This window comes from Sphingomonas sp. JC676 (genome assembly GCF_014489075.1).
Taxonomy (GTDB): domain Bacteria; phylum Pseudomonadota; class Alphaproteobacteria; order Sphingomonadales; family Sphingomonadaceae; genus Sphingomonas.
The window spans coordinates 262,501-278,313 of sequence record NZ_JACTGR010000003.1; the positions used below are offsets into that span (position 1 = coordinate 262,501).

The 15,813-nt window shown below is 65.7% G+C and carries 12 protein-coding genes and 1 pseudogene (1 of these 13 only partly in view); 5 read left to right on the forward strand and 8 right to left on the reverse strand.

What is annotated here, in order from left to right:
- Positions 1–1,221 carry the 3' portion of a lipopolysaccharide biosynthesis protein gene (locus IAG41_RS11845; RefSeq protein ID WP_187728842.1) on the forward strand. The gene continues 282 nt to the left of window position 1, outside the view, so the window shows 1,221 of its 1,503 coding nt (coding positions 283–1,503); its start codon lies off the left edge, out of view; it ends in the stop codon at positions 1,219–1,221.
- Between the two features lie 264 nt (positions 1,222–1,485).
- Here IAG41_RS11845 and IAG41_RS11850 read toward each other — a convergent pair whose 3' ends face one another.
- Positions 1,486–1,914 carry a CBS domain-containing protein gene (locus IAG41_RS11850; RefSeq protein ID WP_187728843.1) on the reverse strand — a complete coding sequence of 143 codons (429 nt, stop codon included), beginning with the start codon at positions 1,912–1,914 and terminating at the stop codon, positions 1,486–1,488.
- 65 nt (positions 1,915–1,979) lie between these two features.
- Between IAG41_RS11850 and IAG41_RS11855 the strand changes: the two genes are divergently transcribed.
- Positions 1,980–2,291: a hypothetical protein gene (locus IAG41_RS11855; RefSeq protein ID WP_187728844.1), complete on the forward strand. Its 312-nt coding sequence runs from the start codon at positions 1,980–1,982 to the stop codon at positions 2,289–2,291.
- Here the strand turns inward: IAG41_RS11855 and IAG41_RS11860 are convergent.
- From IAG41_RS11860 to hisS, 7 genes and pseudogenes are all read right to left on the reverse strand, one after another.
- Positions 2,288–3,832, reverse strand: coding sequence for a DUF4139 domain-containing protein (locus tag IAG41_RS11860; RefSeq protein WP_262408629.1), 1,545 nt, complete (start codon positions 3,830–3,832; stop codon positions 2,288–2,290). The genes IAG41_RS11855 and IAG41_RS11860 overlap by 4 nt on opposite strands.
- 22 nt (positions 3,833–3,854) lie before the next feature.
- Positions 3,855–5,333 (reverse strand): DUF4139 domain-containing protein, encoded by a 1,479-nt coding sequence (locus IAG41_RS11865; protein WP_187728846.1) that lies wholly within the window; start codon positions 5,331–5,333, stop codon positions 3,855–3,857.
- A gap of 103 nt (positions 5,334–5,436) precedes the next feature.
- The gene (locus IAG41_RS23480; RefSeq protein WP_316251154.1) at positions 5,437–5,565 is read right to left on the reverse strand and encodes a hypothetical protein; all 129 of its coding nucleotides are present in this window, start codon (positions 5,563–5,565) and stop codon (positions 5,437–5,439) included.
- A gap of 513 nt (positions 5,566–6,078) precedes the next feature.
- Positions 6,079–6,267: pseudogene (locus tag IAG41_RS23485) on the reverse strand (DUF4167 domain-containing protein); the annotation flags it as partial.
- A gap of 261 nt (positions 6,268–6,528) precedes the next feature.
- Positions 6,529–7,341, reverse strand: coding sequence for a peptide chain release factor N(5)-glutamine methyltransferase (gene prmC / locus IAG41_RS11875; RefSeq protein WP_187728848.1), 813 nt, complete (start codon positions 7,339–7,341; stop codon positions 6,529–6,531).
- The gene (prfA, locus tag IAG41_RS11880; protein WP_187728849.1) at positions 7,338–8,411 is read right to left on the reverse strand and encodes a peptide chain release factor 1; all 1,074 of its coding nucleotides are present in this window, start codon (positions 8,409–8,411) and stop codon (positions 7,338–7,340) included. Before prfA ends, prmC begins: the two co-directional genes overlap by 4 nt.
- Positions 8,408–9,652: a histidine--tRNA ligase gene (gene hisS / locus IAG41_RS11885; protein ID WP_187728850.1), complete on the reverse strand. Its 1,245-nt coding sequence runs from the start codon at positions 9,650–9,652 to the stop codon at positions 8,408–8,410. The genes prfA and hisS overlap by 4 nt, the downstream gene beginning before the upstream one ends.
- Before the next feature lie 276 nt (positions 9,653–9,928).
- Between hisS and IAG41_RS11890 the strand changes: the two genes are divergently transcribed.
- The 3 genes from IAG41_RS11890 to IAG41_RS11900 are packed head-to-tail and all read left to right on the forward strand — an operon-like array spanning position 9,929 to position 15,798.
- The gene (locus IAG41_RS11890; protein ID WP_187728851.1) at positions 9,929–11,146 is read left to right on the forward strand and encodes an efflux RND transporter periplasmic adaptor subunit; all 1,218 of its coding nucleotides are present in this window, start codon (positions 9,929–9,931) and stop codon (positions 11,144–11,146) included.
- Between the two features lie 6 nt (positions 11,147–11,152).
- Entirely contained in the window at positions 11,153–14,344 is a 3,192-nt protein-coding gene (locus tag IAG41_RS11895) for an efflux RND transporter permease subunit (RefSeq protein ID WP_187728852.1), read from the forward strand.
- Positions 14,341–15,798 carry an efflux transporter outer membrane subunit gene (locus tag IAG41_RS11900; RefSeq protein ID WP_187728853.1) on the forward strand — a complete coding sequence of 486 codons (1,458 nt, stop codon included), beginning with the start codon at positions 14,341–14,343 and terminating at the stop codon, positions 15,796–15,798. Before IAG41_RS11895 ends, IAG41_RS11900 begins: the two co-directional genes overlap by 4 nt.
- Positions 15,799–15,813 lie beyond the last annotated feature (15 nt).

Below are 15,813 nucleotides of genomic sequence, written 5' to 3' on the forward strand. Positions count from 1 at the left end.
CGGCATGCGCAGCGCCAGCTCTTCGGCATGCTGATCCTCTTGAACCTCGGGCTCGGCGCGATCCAGTTCGCCGCCGCGCCGCTCGCCGCGGCCTATTATCGCCAGCCGATGGTGACCGATCTGCTGCGCGTGCAGGCTCTGCTCTATATCGCGACGCCGTTCATCGCCCTCCCCTATGCCTTGCTCGCCCGCGAGATGGATTTCCGCAAACAGGCGCAGGTGAACTTCGTCTCCGCCGCGGCCGGCGCGCTTGCCGCGCTCGGCGGCGCGCTCGCGGGATGGGGCGTATGGACGCTGGTCGCCGCGCCCATCGCTTTGTTCAGTGTCCGTGCGATCGGGATGACCTTGGCCGCGCGCTCATTGATGTGGCCGAGCTTCAACTTCCGCGGCGCCGGTGACATGGCGCGATTCGGCGCGGTCATGGCGACGGGCCAGATTTTCTGGTTCCTGCAGAGCCAGGCCGATGTGTTCATCGCCGGCCGCCAGTTCGATGCGCACACCTTGGGTATCTATACGACCAGCCTGTTCCTAACCCAGATCTTCGTCTCGAAGTTCGTGCCGCCGCTCAACGAGGTCGCCTTCTCCGCTTATGCGCGGCTGAAGGACGATCGCGCCGCCGTCGGCAAGGCATTCGTCAAGGGCGCGCAGATCATCATGGTGGTGGCGATGCCCTTCTATATGGGTCTCGCCGCGACGTCCGATCCGTTGGTCCAGGTCGTGCTCGGCCCCAAATGGATGGAGGCCGCCCCGATCGTCCATTGGCTCGCGCTCGCCATGCCGATGATGACGATGCAGACGCTGTTCGCCCCCGCGAGCGACGCCTGCGGCCGTCCGGGAATCAGCGCGCGCAACGCCGCGACCGGCGCCGCATTGCTTCCGGTTGCGTTTCTCGTCGGAATCCAATGGGGCATTCAGGGGCTGATCGCGGCCTGGTTCGTCTCCTATCCGCTCTATCTGGCGATCTGCACTTGGCGGACGCTGCCGGTGATTGGCGTCCGGTTGCGCACACTTGTCGAGGCGATCGCGGCGCCGGTGCTCGCGGCCGCGGCGATGGGCCTGCTGGTCGCCAGCGTCGATCATTTGTTGCCGCAGATGGCGCCGCTCGCCCGGCTCGGTATTCTCATCGTCACCGGCGCCGCGGCCTATGGCGCGCTGCTCCTCCTCTTCGCGCGCGCTATGCTGGTCGAAGTGATCGCGCTCGTCCGCAATCGGGCGGGCTAGGGCGCGTCTCTCCAATATCTCGTCATCCCGGCGAAAGCCGGGATGACGAAGGTGAAATCGGCAGCCCCTGCCTTGCAATGTAGGATTTCAAAAGCGATCGAAGGACCCGCTCTTTCTCATCGTTGAACCCTCCGAAAACCGCATTTTTCGGGAAGGAAGGATTTTCCACATAGCAGGTGTCAACCGTGTCAACTTGAACGCGTCGACCCACTGCTCCGGTGGCCCCGGAACCCCTGATTTCAGCCGTCTCCGTTCGCAGTTCGGCTAGACCGCTTGGATATAGGCCCGCATCGCCTCGGCTTCGGATTCGATCTTGTCGATCCGGTACTTCACCAGGTCACCGATCGAGATGAAGCCGACGATCTTGTCGCCGTCGACCACCGGCAGATGGCGCACCCGACGCCGCGTCATCAGCGCCAGCGCGCCCAGCGCGGTCTCGGCCGGGGTGACCGTGATCGCCGGCGCCGTCATCACCTGGCTGACCGTTCGATCGAGCGCCGCCGTCCCGAATTCCTCGAGGCAATGGATCACGTCGCGTTCGGAAAAGATGCCGGCGATCGTGTCGCCGTCGAGCACCGGCACCGCGCCGATTCGTCGCCCCGCCAACAATGTCACTGCTTCGGCCACGGTCCGATCGGCGCTGATCGACACCACTTCATGGCCTTTGCCCCCCAGGATCGCTGCGATAGTCACCGCTTATCTCCGCATACGGGTTCAGGCGATTGTTTCTCCCATGATTCGCGCCCAATTGCAAAGCCATGGATGACCGGCGCGCCAACGACGGACCGGGTCTCGACGACCCCGAATATGCGGCTTTTGCCTGGGGCCGCTATCGCCGAATCCTGGGCTGGATGGCGCTCGTCTCGCTGCTCACCGTCGGCCTCGCCGAACTGGCGCTCTACTGGTCGATGGGCGAGTTGCAGATCGTCACCGCGATCGCCACTTTCTTCGGCGTGTTCCTGACGATGATGCTCGCCGCCGCGCTGATGGGGCTGATGTTCCTGAGCTCGGGCACCGGGCATGACGAACAGGTCGAGGATCCGCTGAAGGGCGAGGTGGATATCGATTAATCGACGATCCGCGTCAGCCGATAGCGCAGCGTCGCGGTGCCGTTTGCCGGCACGCGAACCGCCCAGAGCGTGCGGCCATTCTTGCGCCCGAGACGCGCCGAACGCGGCTCGAGGCGATAGGTCGTGCTGTCAAAGTCCAGCATGGCCTCGAAGCTGACCGGCCATGGGTTCGCATTGCTCACCGAATAGACGAAGTCGCTCGAACGTTGTGCGGCTCCCTCGTCCTGCCTCTCGACTTCCTGCCCCAGCACATGGACCTGGGTGGCCTCGCCGACGGTCACGTCGACATCCTCGCCTACGGCCTTGTCGGGCAGATAGCCCAGGCCGGACAGCGCGTCGGTCGCTCCCAGCGGCTCGAACACCGCGACGGGTCCGGCGGGAAGCGCCACCCCCAGCCCGTCCTCGCGCTTGTTGCGCGCGCGCAGGGTCAATCGAACCGGCGTCTCCTCGTCAGGATCGACGGCATCCAGATCGGCGGCATAGACGATGGCCACCTTGACGCCCGGCTTGTCGTACATCGCGACCTGCTTCTGCGCATTCGACGCGATCGTGGTCGCGATCGGCATGCGATAGAGCTTCAGATCGCCGAGATCCTCGCCCTGGACGGTGACGGGCGTGGACATGAAGCCCATTCTTCGCATGCCGGTCACGACGATTTCACCAATCCCGTCCTGCGTGTCGACCATCCCGGCTTGCATGGCCGGGGCAACCATGGCGAGAACCGGGCGGTAGAAGCAGCGAAACGTCAGCCGTTGCTCCTGTCGCCCGGCATAATTCCGCTCATCTTCGCGATTGAGCTTGCCTGCGACGACCGCCATTTCGGCATCTATAAAGCTGGTCGGATCGCTATTCGCCAGCGTCACCCATGCGGTGAGATCGGCCCGCTCGCCGCCGTCGCGCATCCGGACCACATAGTTGGTCTGCCAGTCGAACCCCCAGGAAAGATAGGACAGGGTCAGGGTCACGGTGGCGGGCGCGGGCGAATCGGTCTCGATCGACAAGGTCGGCCGCGCGGGCAAACCGGGCGGCACGCCGTCATAGACCGGCTCTTCCGCGAGCGACCCGCAATTCACTGCCTCGAACCCGTCCTTGGTCTGCAGGATGGCCGCGCCGTCGGGCCCGGAGCGGATGATAGCCCACTCCTCGCGAACTTCCCCGGTCTTGCGGTTGGTCCGGCGCAAGGTCACCGGCCGGCCGAGCGCACGCGCGTAAAGGTTGCGCGGCGAGAGCAGGTCGGCGTCCAGATTCTTCTCGCGGACGCCCGCCGGCAATCCGGTGACGATCGCGCTTTCCGGCAGCATCCCGCCTGCGACGCCTTCGAACCGGATCACCGCGCGCCCCGCGGGAATCGTCACGGTCCGCCGCTCGGTGACCAGCGCATAGCCTTGCAGCCAGTCGAGATTCATCGCCTCGTCGGATCCGCGCTCTTCCGCACGATAAATGGTGACGGATACTGCTTCCGTCTTGTCGGAGGTGACGATCGCCTGCGCCGCAGCCGGCCCGGCAGCGCCCAGCGCGGCCCCGAGGATCAACCCGATCAAGCCCGGCCGACCCATCGCCGGCTCAGTAGCGCGTGTCGAAATCGGCGGTCAGCACCGTCTCGCCATTGGCCGGAACGGTGACTTGCCACGCCCGCTCGTCGACCGAACGCCGGCTGCCCTTGATGCTCTCATTGGGCACCCGCGTATCGTGCCACCAATTGTCGAGGCCGCCCTGCACCACCTCGACAGTCACTGGAGTCGGCCGGGCATTGGTGATGCGATAGCGCATGCTGGTCCGCCAATAGATCACGGCGCGTTCCCAGGTTTCCTCGCGGACCACGCCCGAGCCGTCGGTAATGCGGAAGCGCGCGGTGCGTTGCCATTCGCCGCTGTCGATTCGGGCACGCTTCTCGACCGTCGGCTGGATCTTCACGTCGAACGCCTCGCCGGTCTTGAGCGCAAGATCCGATCCCATCGGCGTATGCGGGATGGCGTTCTCGCCGATGAATTGCGGCTGGCCGCGCGCATCGCGCATGTAGACGCGCACCGTACCGGCCGGCAGCGCATCGCCCAGCCCGCCCGAGCGCGAGGAGGAGAAGCGCAGCACGGTATCGACGCTCACCGCCTCGTTCGCGCTGCCGAGCCAATCGTTGCGATAGAAATAGCCCTTGCTCGCCGGCGCGCCCGACACGTCGAGGAAGCTCACCTGCTTCTGCTGCGCGTTGGCGATCGTCGTGCGGCCTTCGATCGGATAGACATAATAGTCGCCGAGCCGCTCGCGATTGGCACTTTCGGTACCCGGGCGATTGCCCGAGGGCCGGGGCGGCGAATAGCGATCGCGATTGTCCTGCTGCCCGCCCACCGCGCCGGCGACCAGCAGCGTGCGCGCATTGGGAAAGCTGGTGCCGCTATTGTTTCTCAGCGTGATCCAGCCCTGGACATCGATCTTGCCTGCCCCTTCATCGAACAGTGCGACATAATCGGCGGCCCAGCCAAAGCCCCTCGAGAGATAGCTCAGCGTCACCGGGCGGGACCCGGACCGCGCGGCATCGAGCGTTACCGACAGTGTCGGCCGCGCGCGCAGATTGGGCGGAAGCGACGGAAAGACCACCCGCGCACCCATCCCGCCCAGCACCTCGATCCGATCGCCGATGCGAACGATCGTGCCGCCGTTATTGGCCAGCACCTGCGCGCTCTCGCGCGTCTCGGCGCCGGTGGCGGGGTTGGTGCGGACCAGCGACACGGTCTGGCCGACCGATTTGTCCATCAGCTTGTCGGGCGAAAGCAGGTCATAATCGAAATTCTGCTCGACGATGCCTGCACCTTCCGTCGACAGGGTGACGGTCTCTGGCCGGATCTGGGCGGAAACGTCGGGGAATTCCTGGCGCGCGCGGCCCTTGGGCAGCGTCAGCGTGCGCATGTCCTGCACGAGCGCAAGATCATTGTTGTAGATGGTGACCGAGACATCGCCCTGCGCACTCTGCTCCGGAGACGGCACCGCCGCCGTCTGCGCTTGTGCGGCGAACGGTGCGCCCACAAGAACGAGTGCCCACAAACGCATGGCATCCTCCCCCGATAGTCTCAGGGAAGGATGCTAGCAGGTTGCGCCGCAAGGGCTAGTCTGTCTTGAAATCGTCATTCCGGCAGGCGCCGGGACTACCTAATCAGGAAGTCGAAACCTCGGCATCGTCGCTCTTGGCACGACGGCGGCGCGGCTTCTTGGGTGCCTCTTCGCTCGTCTCGGCAGCGGCTTCGATGCCGAACGCGGGCGGCAACACCGCGACGTCGATCACATGCGGCGCTTCGGCCTCGACGGCTTCGTCGCGGCGAGGGCGACCGCGACGGCGCGGGGCGCGGTCCTGCGCTTCCTCGCTACCGGCTTCGAAAGTCTCGGCCGGCGCGGCTTCGGCATATTGGCTGTTGCCGTTCGCATATCCAGTGGGGCGGCCATTGCGGCGATCGTCACGCGGCTCGCGCGCCTCACGCGGCTCGCGGGCTTCGCGCGGCTCGCGGGCTTCCCGGTCGTCGCGATTGCCACGGGCCTCGCGGTCGTCGCGGTTGCCGCGATTCTCGCGCGGCTCGCGATTGTCTCGCGGCTGCTGAGGCTGCTGCTGACGCGGCTCCTGATAGTCGCGATCCTCGCGATTGCCATCGGCCTCGAAATCGAAATCCTCGTCCTGATCCTCATCGTCGCGCGGGCGGCGATTCTGGTTCTGGTTCGCATTCGGATTCTGCTCCTCGAAGCGCGAGCGGGTTTCGCTCAGCACCCGGAAATAGTGATCCGCGAACTGGAAATAATATTCAGAGTTGACCCGATCGCCCTGCATCTGCGCATCGCGGGCGAGGTTCTTGTACTTCTCGAGCAGTTGAGCAGCATTACCGCGGGCGCGATTGTCGATACGATTACCGTTGTCGCGCTGATTGGGGTTGCCCCCACGCTGCTGTTGCTGACCGCCACGACCGCGACGGCGGCCGTTTGCCTGACGATTGTTCATCAAGGTCTGTTTGTCCTGTCCTACAAAGCCGTCCGTCGGTCCATCATGGGTTCCGGATGCAAGTTACATTTGCGGGGCGCGCCGGATGTCTCCAGCGCTTCCCGCCTGCCACGGCTGCCGGACTGCAGCAGCTCACATGACCATGGAGTGGGCTATAGCCCTATTTTCAACAACTTGGTTGAAAGTGCCTCGCCCCGGCGCCGTTCTTAGCCCGTGCAGCATCAATCTCCAAGCAGAAATATGTGACGTTTTGATGCGATTTCAAGTGAGCCGTATCGCACGGGGACGCCCGCCGAGATCCTTATACACGGTCGGGCCCAGACCGGAATTGCGGGCTATTGCGGATACCGCCTCGGCCTGGGTCCAGCCGATCTCGACAATCGCCGCGCCGCCCGGCTCCAGCAGCCCTGGCAGATCGGGAATCATGCGGCGATAATCGTCGAGTCCGTCGGCTCCGGCGAACAGCGCGGCGGCAGGTTCGTAGCGGCGAACATCCTCGGGCAATGCCTCATCCGTCCCGATATAGGGCGGGTTGGCAAGGATCAGGTCGAAGCGCGAATCCAGGCCCTCCCCCCAATCGCCTGGAACGAACAGGGCGCGGTCCGCCATGCCGAGACGCTCGGCATTCTTACGCGCATAGACAAGCGCCTGCTCCGACTGGTCGACCCCCAGGCCCTTCGCATCGGGCCAATGGTCCAGCGCCGCCAGCAGCAACGTGCCGGGTCCGGTTCCCAAATCGAGTATCGAAACCGGCGCCCGATCCCCGAACCACTCGATCGCAGCCTCGATCAGCGTCTCGCTGTCGGGCCGCGGTACCAGCGCGCCGGGACCGACCTGCAACTCGATCGTCCAGAACGCCCGGCTGCCAGTGATGTACGCCACCGGCTCGTGCGCCAGGCGTCGCGCGACCTGCGCCTCGAAAACATCAGGCACCGGATCGTCGAGCCGCCGCAGAAGCAGTTCATCGCGCGACACGCCCAGCGCATGCGCCATCAGCAGCTCGGCATCGAGCCGCGGCGTGTCGCTGACATTGGCAAGACGCTGGGCAGCGACGGCAAGCGCCGCGCGAATCATGAATCGAGCTGCGCCAGCCGGTCGGCCTCGTCCTGCGCGATCAGCGCGCCGATCAACTCGTCCATCTCGCCTTCCAATATCTCGGGCAGGCGATGCAGCGTCAGATTGATGCGGTGGTCGGTCACCCGGCCCTGCGGGAAATTATAGGTGCGAATGCGCTCCGAACGATCGCCCGATCCGACCATCGACTTGCGCGCGCCGGCCCGCTCGGCATGGAGCCGCTCGCGTTCCTGCTCGTACAGGCGGGTGCGCAGCACCTTCATCGCCTTGGCCTTGTTCTTGTGCTGCGATTTCTCGTCCTGCTGGATCACGACGAGGCCCGTCGGGATATGGACGATGCGCACCGCCGAATCGGTCGTGTTGACCGATTGGCCGCCCGGGCCCGACGAGCGATAGATGTCGATGCGCAGATCCTTGTCGTCGATCTTGACGTCGACTTCCTCGGCCTCGGGCAGCACTGCGACGGTGGCGGCGGAGGTATGGATGCGCCCGCCCGCCTCGGTCGCGGGCACGCGCTGGACGCGGTGGACCCCGCTTTCGAACTTGAGCCGGGCGAACACGCCCTTGCCCTCGACCGAGGCGATCGCTTCCTTGAACCCGCCCGAGTCCGAAGCCGAGGACGAGATAAGCTCGACCCGCCAGCCCTGCCGCTCGGCATATTTCTGATACATGCGGAACAGGTCCCCGGCGAACAAGGCCGCCTCGTCCCCGCCCGTGCCGGCGCGGATCTCGAGCATCGCCGCGCGCTCGTCGGCCGCGTCGCGCGGCAGCAGCGCCAGCGCCAGGCCACGTTCCGCCTGCGGAAGCCGCTCGCGGATCGCGGCGAGTTCCTCGCGCGCCATCTCGCGCAGATCGGCATCGCCATCGGTTTCCATGCCGGTGAGCGTCTCGACTTCCTCGCGCAGCCGCCGCACCTCGCCAGCCGCTTTCGCGACAGGCTCGACCTCCGCATATTCCTTGGAGACCTGGACGAACCTGTCGCCCGACAAGTCGCCGGTCGCCATCAGCGCCTGCAACTCATCCCGCCGCGCCTCGATCGCGGCGATGCGGTCTGCGGGGATGCTGGTCATGCGGTCGCCAGGCCCCGAAGCACCTCTTCCACGCGCACGTGCGCATCGGAAGCCTTCGCAGCTCGAGTATTAACGACAATTTTGTCGTCCCGAACGCCAATGGCCACAAGTGTCGTCGCGAGAATCTTGGCCGCCTTATCATAGCGTTTCTTCGGCGATCCGGTCGCGATCATGTCTGCTGAAAGGCCATTTTCGCGAAGCAGCTTGAGCGCGCGAAACCCGGTACCGATCGCCCGGTCGTCTTCGATCGCAATAATGACGTCCTGCTGCTCCGTCACCGGCTCATCAATCAGCATCGCCAGCCGCTCGACGCCCGCAGCCCAGCCCACACCCGGCGTCTCGGGTCCACCCAGCGAGCCGATCAGCCCGTCATACCGTCCGCCCGCGAGCACGGTGCCCTGCGCGCCCAGCCGATCGGTAACGAACTCGAACGCGGTGTGCCGATAATAGTCGAGCCCGCGCACCAGTCGCGCATTGCGCGTCCAGGCAACGCCCGCCGCGTCGAGCCCGTCGGTCACCGCCTTGAAGAAAGCCCCGGCTTCCTCGGTCAGGAATGCGTCGATCCCCGGTGCGCTATCGGCGATCGGCCGGTCGCGCGGGTCCTTCGAATCGAGGATGCGCAGCGGATTCTTCTCCAGCCGCGTCTGGCTGTCCTCGGACAGTTCCTCGCGATGCTTTTCGAAATGCGCGACCAGCGCGGTGCGCCACGCATCGCGCGTCTCGGCATCGCCCAGCGTGTTGAGCTGCAGCGTCACGCCCTCGGCGATGCCCAGCTCGTGCAGCAGCTGGTCCGCCAGCACGAGCAGTTCGACATCCGCCGCGGGCTCGGCTGCGCCGATGATCTCGGCATCGATCTGGTGGAACTGGCGGAACCGCCCCTTTTGCGGCCGCTCGTAGCGGAACACCGCGCCGCTCGTGACAAGCTTCATCGGCGCATGCTGCTGCCAGCCCTCGGTGATGAAGGCCCGAGCGATGCCGGCGGTGAATTCGGGGCGCAGCGTGATAGAGTCACCGCCGCGATCCTCGAAGGTATACATTTCCTTCGAGACAACGTCGCTGGTCTCACCCATCGAGCGGGCGAACACGCCGGTCGCTTCGAACACCGGGATTTCCACCCGTTGGAAGCAATAGAGCCGGCGCACCCAGTCGAACTTCTCGAGCACGGTCGCGAAGCGCCTTTGCTCGTCGCCGAAAATGTCCTGGGTGCCCCGGATCCGCTTGGGGGTTTCGATACGTGCCATCGCCGCGCGATTAGGCGCGTTCGGCGGCTATCGCAACGCACGAGATCAAGCGCGCGAGAAAGTGCGGCCTCGGCAGCGATTGGCCTCCCGTGTCTGAGCTTTATGCGCCAAGCATCTCCGGTCGCGCTCGAAATCTGAACGGCCGCTATGCTAACCCCGGTCTTTCGCGTTTCCGAGATATTTCTCCTGTGGAACGAGCGAAACTGCATGCCTATGAGCGAGTTTCGCATTGACCTGCGCTCCCGGCCTCTGGGTGCGCGCTGAGCGGGTTCTTGAATGGCTCCAACGTTACCGACCAGCCTTCGCCGATCGGGCCTTACTCTGTTGGCCGCGGCATCGATTCTCACCGCTTGCAGCAGTGGCAGCAGCGACGCGCAGAAAAAGGGGCGTGGCCAGGGCGGTCCGGTTCAGGTCGGCTTTGTCGTCGTCCAGCCGAGCAGCGTTCCGGTCACCACCGAACTCTCGGGCCGCGTGACGGCCTATCAGATGTCGGAGGTTCGTCCTCAGGTTGCGGGTCTCATCCGGCGCCGCTTCTTCGAAGAAGGCGCGATCGTCCAGCAGGGCCAGACGCTTTACCAGATCGATCCGAGCCTCTATCAAGCCGCAGTGGCGCAGGCGCAGGCCAATCTGCAGAGCGCGCGCGCCAATGCCGAAGCCGCACGGGTCCGCGCCGATCGCTACAAGCCGCTCGCCCAGATGCAGGCCGTGGCGCAGCAGGATTATACCGACGCCCTTGCCCAGGCCCGCCAGGCCGAGGCCGCGGTGGCGCAGAACAAGGCACAGCTCGATACCGCGCAGATCAACCTGCGCTTCACGCGGGTTCCCGCGCCGATCACCGGCCGCATCGGTCGCACGCTGGCGACCGAAGGCGCATTGGTCACCACCAACCAGACCGATCCGCTCGCGGTGATCCAGCGGCTCGATCCGATCTATGTCGACATCCAGCAGTCGAGCGCCGACATGCTCGCCTTCCGCAAGGCGCTGACCCGCAGCGGCGTGGTGCCGGCGAGCGCCGCGGTGCGTCTCAAGCTCGAGGATGGCAGCGATTTCGGCCAGACCGGCACCGTCGAGTTCTCCGAAGTGATGGTCGATCAGAACACCGGCACGGTGACGCTGCGCGCGCGCTTCTCCAATCCGCAGGGCGTACTGCTGCCGGGCATGTTCGTTCGCGCGATCTTCGCGCAAGCGATCGACACCCAGGCGTTCCTGGTGCCCCAGCCGGGCATCACCCGCGATCCGAAGGGCAACGCCACCGTCTGGGTGGTCGGGCCCGGCGACCGCGCCGTGGCGCGCACCGTCGTCGCCGAGCGCACGATCGGCCCCAATTGGGTGGTGACCCAGGGGCTGGCGCCGGGCGAGAAGGTCATCGTCCAGGGCATCGCCAATCTGAAGCCCGACACGCAGATCAAGCCCGTCCCCGCGACCGCTCCGCAGCACATCCAGCCGCCCAAGGGTGGCAAGGGCGCAGGCGCGGCCAAGGCCAAGGGCGGCTGATCCTCGATGTCGCGCATCTTCATCGATCGCCCGATCTTCGCGTGGGTGATCGCGATCATCGTCATGCTGGCCGGCGTGGGTGCGATCTTCTCGCTCCCGATCGCGCAATATCCCGATATCGCGCCGCCCCAGGTCAATGTCCGCGCCACCTATCCCGGCGCGTCGGCGGAAACGGTGCAGAACAGCGTCGCCCAGGTGATCGAGCAGCAGCTCACCGGTATCGACGGGCTGCTCTATTTCACCACTTCGTCCACCTCGCGCGGCCAGGTGAACATCTCGGCGACGTTCGAAAAAGGCACCGATCCGGACATCGCCCAGGTCCAGGTGCAGAACCAGGTCCAGCAGGCGCTGTCCCGCCTGCCGCAACAGGTCCAGCAACAAGGCCTGCGCGTCACCAAGTCCAACCCCGATCAGCTGCTGCTGGTCGGCGTCTATGACAAGACAGACAAGCGCACCAATCAGGACGTGTCTGACTGGATGGCGTCCAACATGCAGGATCCGCTGGCCCGCATTCCGGGCGTCGGCGACACCAACGTGTTCGGCGCGCCCTATGCGATGCGCATCTGGCTGAATCCCGATCGGCTGGCGAGCTATTCGCTGATGCCGAGCGACGTGGTCACCGCGATCCAGAACCAGAATACCGAAGTCGCCGCCGGCGAGATCGGCGGCCAGCCCCAGCCGAGCACCCAGATGCTCAACGCCACGGTGACCGCCCAGTCGCGCCTGCAGACACCCGATCAGTTCGCCAAGATCATCCTCAAGACCCAGACCAGCGGCGCCACCGTGCTGCTCAAGGATGTGGCGCGGATCGAGCTCGGTGCCGACAGCTACAACGCAGTCAGCCGCGTCAACGGCCATCCCGGCGCCGGCATCGGTATATCGCTGGCCCCGGGCGCCGACGCGCTGACCACCGCCGATCTCGTCAAGTCGCGCGTCGCGGAGCTCGCCAAGACCTTCCCGGCCGGGTTTGACTATGCCTATGCCAACGACACGACGGGCTTCATCAAGCTGTCGATCGAGGAAGTGGTGAAGACGCTGGTCGAGGCGATCATTCTCGTCGTGATCGTCATGTTCATCTTCCTACAGAGCGTGCGCGCGACTTTGATTCCGTTCGTCGCGGTGCCGGTGGTGCTGCTCGGCACCTTCGCGGTCTTCTATGCGCTCGGCTTCTCGATCAACACGCTGACTTTGTTCGGGCTGGTGCTCGCGATCGGCATGCTCGTCGACGATGCGATCGTCGTCGTCGAGAATGTCGAGCGCCTGATGGAGGAGGATCCAAATCTCTCCCCGCGTGACGCGACGATCAAGTCGATGGAGCAGATCCAGATGGCGCTGGTCGGCATTGCGCTGGTGCTTTCCGCGGTGTTCCTGCCAATGGCGTTCTTCGGCGGATCGACCGGCGTGATTTACCGCCAGTTCTCGGTGACGATCGTGTCGGCGATGGTGCTTTCGGTGCTCGTCGCGCTGATTCTCACGCCGGCGCTGTGCGCAACGCTCCTCAAGAAGAAGAGCGATGAACATCATGGCTGGGTCGAGCAGCGCTTCCCCGCCGTCGGCCGATTCTTCGGCCGCGCGCGCGACGTGTTCAACACCAATTTCGAACGCGGCGTCGAGCGGTACACGGTGGCGGTCAACAGGGTCGTCGACCGCAAATGGATCTTCCTTTTGATCTATGCCGCGATCTGCGCGCTGCTGGTGCTGATGTTCTACCGCCTGCCGACCGGCTTCCTGCCGACCGAGGACCAGGGCGCCGCCCAGATCCAGTTCCGCCTACCCGCCGGCGCGACGCAGAGCCGCACGCAGGACGTGCAATTGGCGATCGAACGCTATTTCCTGAAGGACGAGAGCAATAACATCGCCACCATGTTCACCGTCACCGGTGGCGGTGGCGGTGGCGGTGCCAGCGGCCAGAATACCGGCCAGGGCTTTCTCAATTTCGCCGACTGGTCCAAACGCAAGGGCAAGGACAATACCGCCGACGCGATCGTGGGCCGCGCCTCCGGCGCGTTCCGCAACTTCCGCGACGCCCAGGTTTTCGCGCTGATTCCGCCGTCGATCCGTGGGCTCGGCCAGTCGACCGGCTTCACCATGGAGCTGCAGAATGTCAGCGGCATGTCGCGCGATGATTTCGTCGTCGCGCGCGACAAGTTGCTCGCCGCGGCCAATGCCGATCCCGACCTCGCCCAGATCCGCCTCTCGGACCTGCCCGACGTCGCCACGCTCAAGGTCGATATCGACCAGCAGAAGCTCTCGGCGCTCGGCCTCGCCCAGGCCGACGTCAACAGCACGCTGTCGACCGCCTGGGGCGGACGCTATGTCAACGACTTCATCGATCGCGGCCGTGTGAAGCGCGTCTATGTCCAGGGCGACGCGCAGTATCGCGCCGCGCCTGGCAATATCGGCGAATGGTTCGTCCGCAGCAACAATGGCGAAATGGCGCCCTTCTCCGCCTTCGCGCGGACGAGCTGGGCGACCGCCCCCACCACCATGTCGCGCTTCAACGGCATCCCCGCCTTCGAATTCCAGGGTCAGGCCGCGCCGGGCAAGAGCTCGGGTGAAGCGATGAAGCGCATGGAAGAGCTCGCCGCGCAGATCCCCGGCACCAGCGTCGCCTGGGCCGGCCTTTCCTATCAGGAGCGGCTATCCTCGGGCCAGGCGCCGTTGCTCTACGCGGTTTCGCTGATCGTCGTCTTCCTGTGCCTCGCCGCGCTGTATGAGAGCTGGTCGATCCCCGTCGCCGTGCTGCTGGTCATCCCGCTCGGGTTGGTCGGCGCGATCTTCGCGGTGACGCTGCGCGGGTTGCAGAACGACGTCTATCTCCAGATCGGCCTGCTCACCACGATGGGCCTCGCCGCCAAGAACGCGATTCTGATGATCGAGTTCGCCGAGCGCGCTGAGAAGCAGGGCAAGCGCGTGATCGAGGCGGCGCTGGAAGCCGCGCGCATTCGTCTCCGCCCGATCCTGATGACCAGCCTCGCCTTCATTTTCGGCGTGCTGCCGCTCGCGATCTCGACCGGCGCCGGCGCCAACAGCCGCATCGCCATCGGCACCTCGGTGATTGGTGGCATGCTGACCGCGACGATCCTCGCGATCTTCTACATCCCGCTGTTCTTCGTCATCGTCCGCCGCACCACGCGCGACGCCCTCAACCGACTGCATCATCACCACGACACGCCGCAGCCGGAGGCGCAGCCATGAAGCGCATCGCATTGCTCCTCTGCGCCAGCGCGCTGGCGAGCTGCTCGATGGACCCCAAATATGTCCAGCCCGCAGCGCTCGTTCCGCCGTCATGGCCGGTAGGCGACGCCTATCTCAAACAGAGCGAAGCGACGCTCCCCGCAGTCACCTATCGCGACATCTTCCGCGACGCCCGCCTGCAAAAGCTCATCCAGCAGGCGCTTACCGAGAATCGCGACCTGCGCATCGCCGCCGCCAACATCGCCGCGGCGCGTGCAAACTATCGCATCCAGCGCGCAAACCAGCTTCCTGAGATCGATGCCGGCGCGGGCGCCACCGTCTCCGATGGAAGCACCACCGGCAGCACGTCCTCGAGCTCTGGCACGCGCACGCGCTTCTCGGCGGATGTCGGCGTCACGAGCTTCGAGCTCGACCTGTTCGGCCGAGTGGCATCGCTTACCCGCGCCGAGCAGAATCGCTATTTCGCGACCGAGGCCGGCGCGCGAGCGACCTGGCTAACCCTGGTCGGCGACATTGCCGATGCCTGGCTGAACTATGCTGCAGACGCCAGCCTGCTCAAGATCGCCCAGGATACTGCGGCCAGCGCCGAAAGCAGCGTACGACTCACCCGGGCGCGGCTCGATGGCGGCATCGCCCCGCGCACCGATCTGCGCCAGGCCGAGCAGGTGCTTGCCACCGCCCAGTCCGACGTCGCGCTGCAGCGCACTGCGCTGGCGCAGGACGTCAACGCGCTCCAGTTGCTGGTTGGCGCGCCGATCGACGCCGCGCTGCTCCCGGCTTCGATCGATGAGACTTCGTCGGCCATCGCCGAGCTGCCCGCCGGAATCGATTCGGGCATCCTGCTGCGCCGCCCCGACGTCGTGCAGGCCGAGTATCAGCTCCGCGCCGCCAATGCCGAGATCGGCGCTGCGCGTGCGGCATTGTTTCCGCGCATCTCACTTACCGGATTGTTCGGCTTCGCCAGCGATGCGCTGCGCACCCTGTTCTCGGGCGGCGCGTTCAACTGGTCGGCGGGCGCCAGCGGCAGCTATCCGATCTTCAGCGCCGGTGCCGGTCGCGCCGGCGTCGCGCTCAGTGAAGCGCAGCAGCAGGCGGCAGTCGCTACCTATGAAAAGGCGATTCAGACTGCCTTCCGCGAAGTCTCGGACGCGCTCGCGCGGCGCGGCACCATCGCCGAGCAGCTCCGCGCCGATACCGCCCAGGCCGAAGCGGCTGCCGACACCTATCGGCTGACCGAGGCGCGCTACCGGGGGGGTATCGACACCTTCCTATCCAGCCTCGACGCGCAGCGTTCGCTCTATTCGGCGCAGCGCGGGCTGGTGGGCACCCGCCTCACTCAGGCGAGCAACCTCGTTGCGCTCTACCGCACTCTGGGCGGCGATTCGCTGCTTGAACTGGCCAGCGCCGGTCCGCAGCCGCGCACAAACGAAGAGGGCGCTCCTTCACCGCAGTGAAGACGCGCCCTTCCC

Coding starts and splice junctions, on each gene's coding strand:
- IAG41_RS11895 (WP_187728852.1), top strand. CDS start 11,153: ATGTCGCGCATCTTCATCGATCGCCCGATCTTCGCGTGGGTGATCGCG.
- prmC (WP_187728848.1), bottom strand. CDS start 7,341: ATGATTCGCGCGGCGCTTGCCGTCGCTGCCCAGCGTCTTGCCAATGTC.
- IAG41_RS11865 (WP_187728846.1), bottom strand. CDS start 5,333: ATGCGTTTGTGGGCACTCGTTCTTGTGGGCGCACCGTTCGCCGCACAA.
- IAG41_RS11855 (WP_187728844.1), top strand. CDS start 1,980: ATGGATGACCGGCGCGCCAACGACGGACCGGGTCTCGACGACCCCGAA.
- IAG41_RS11900 (WP_187728853.1), top strand. CDS start 14,341: ATGAAGCGCATCGCATTGCTCCTCTGCGCCAGCGCGCTGGCGAGCTGC.
- hisS (WP_187728850.1), bottom strand. CDS start 9,652: ATGGCACGTATCGAAACCCCCAAGCGGATCCGGGGCACCCAGGACATT.
- prfA (WP_187728849.1), bottom strand. CDS start 8,411: ATGACCAGCATCCCCGCAGACCGCATCGCCGCGATCGAGGCGCGGCGG.
- IAG41_RS11890 (WP_187728851.1), top strand. CDS start 9,929: ATGGCTCCAACGTTACCGACCAGCCTTCGCCGATCGGGCCTTACTCTG.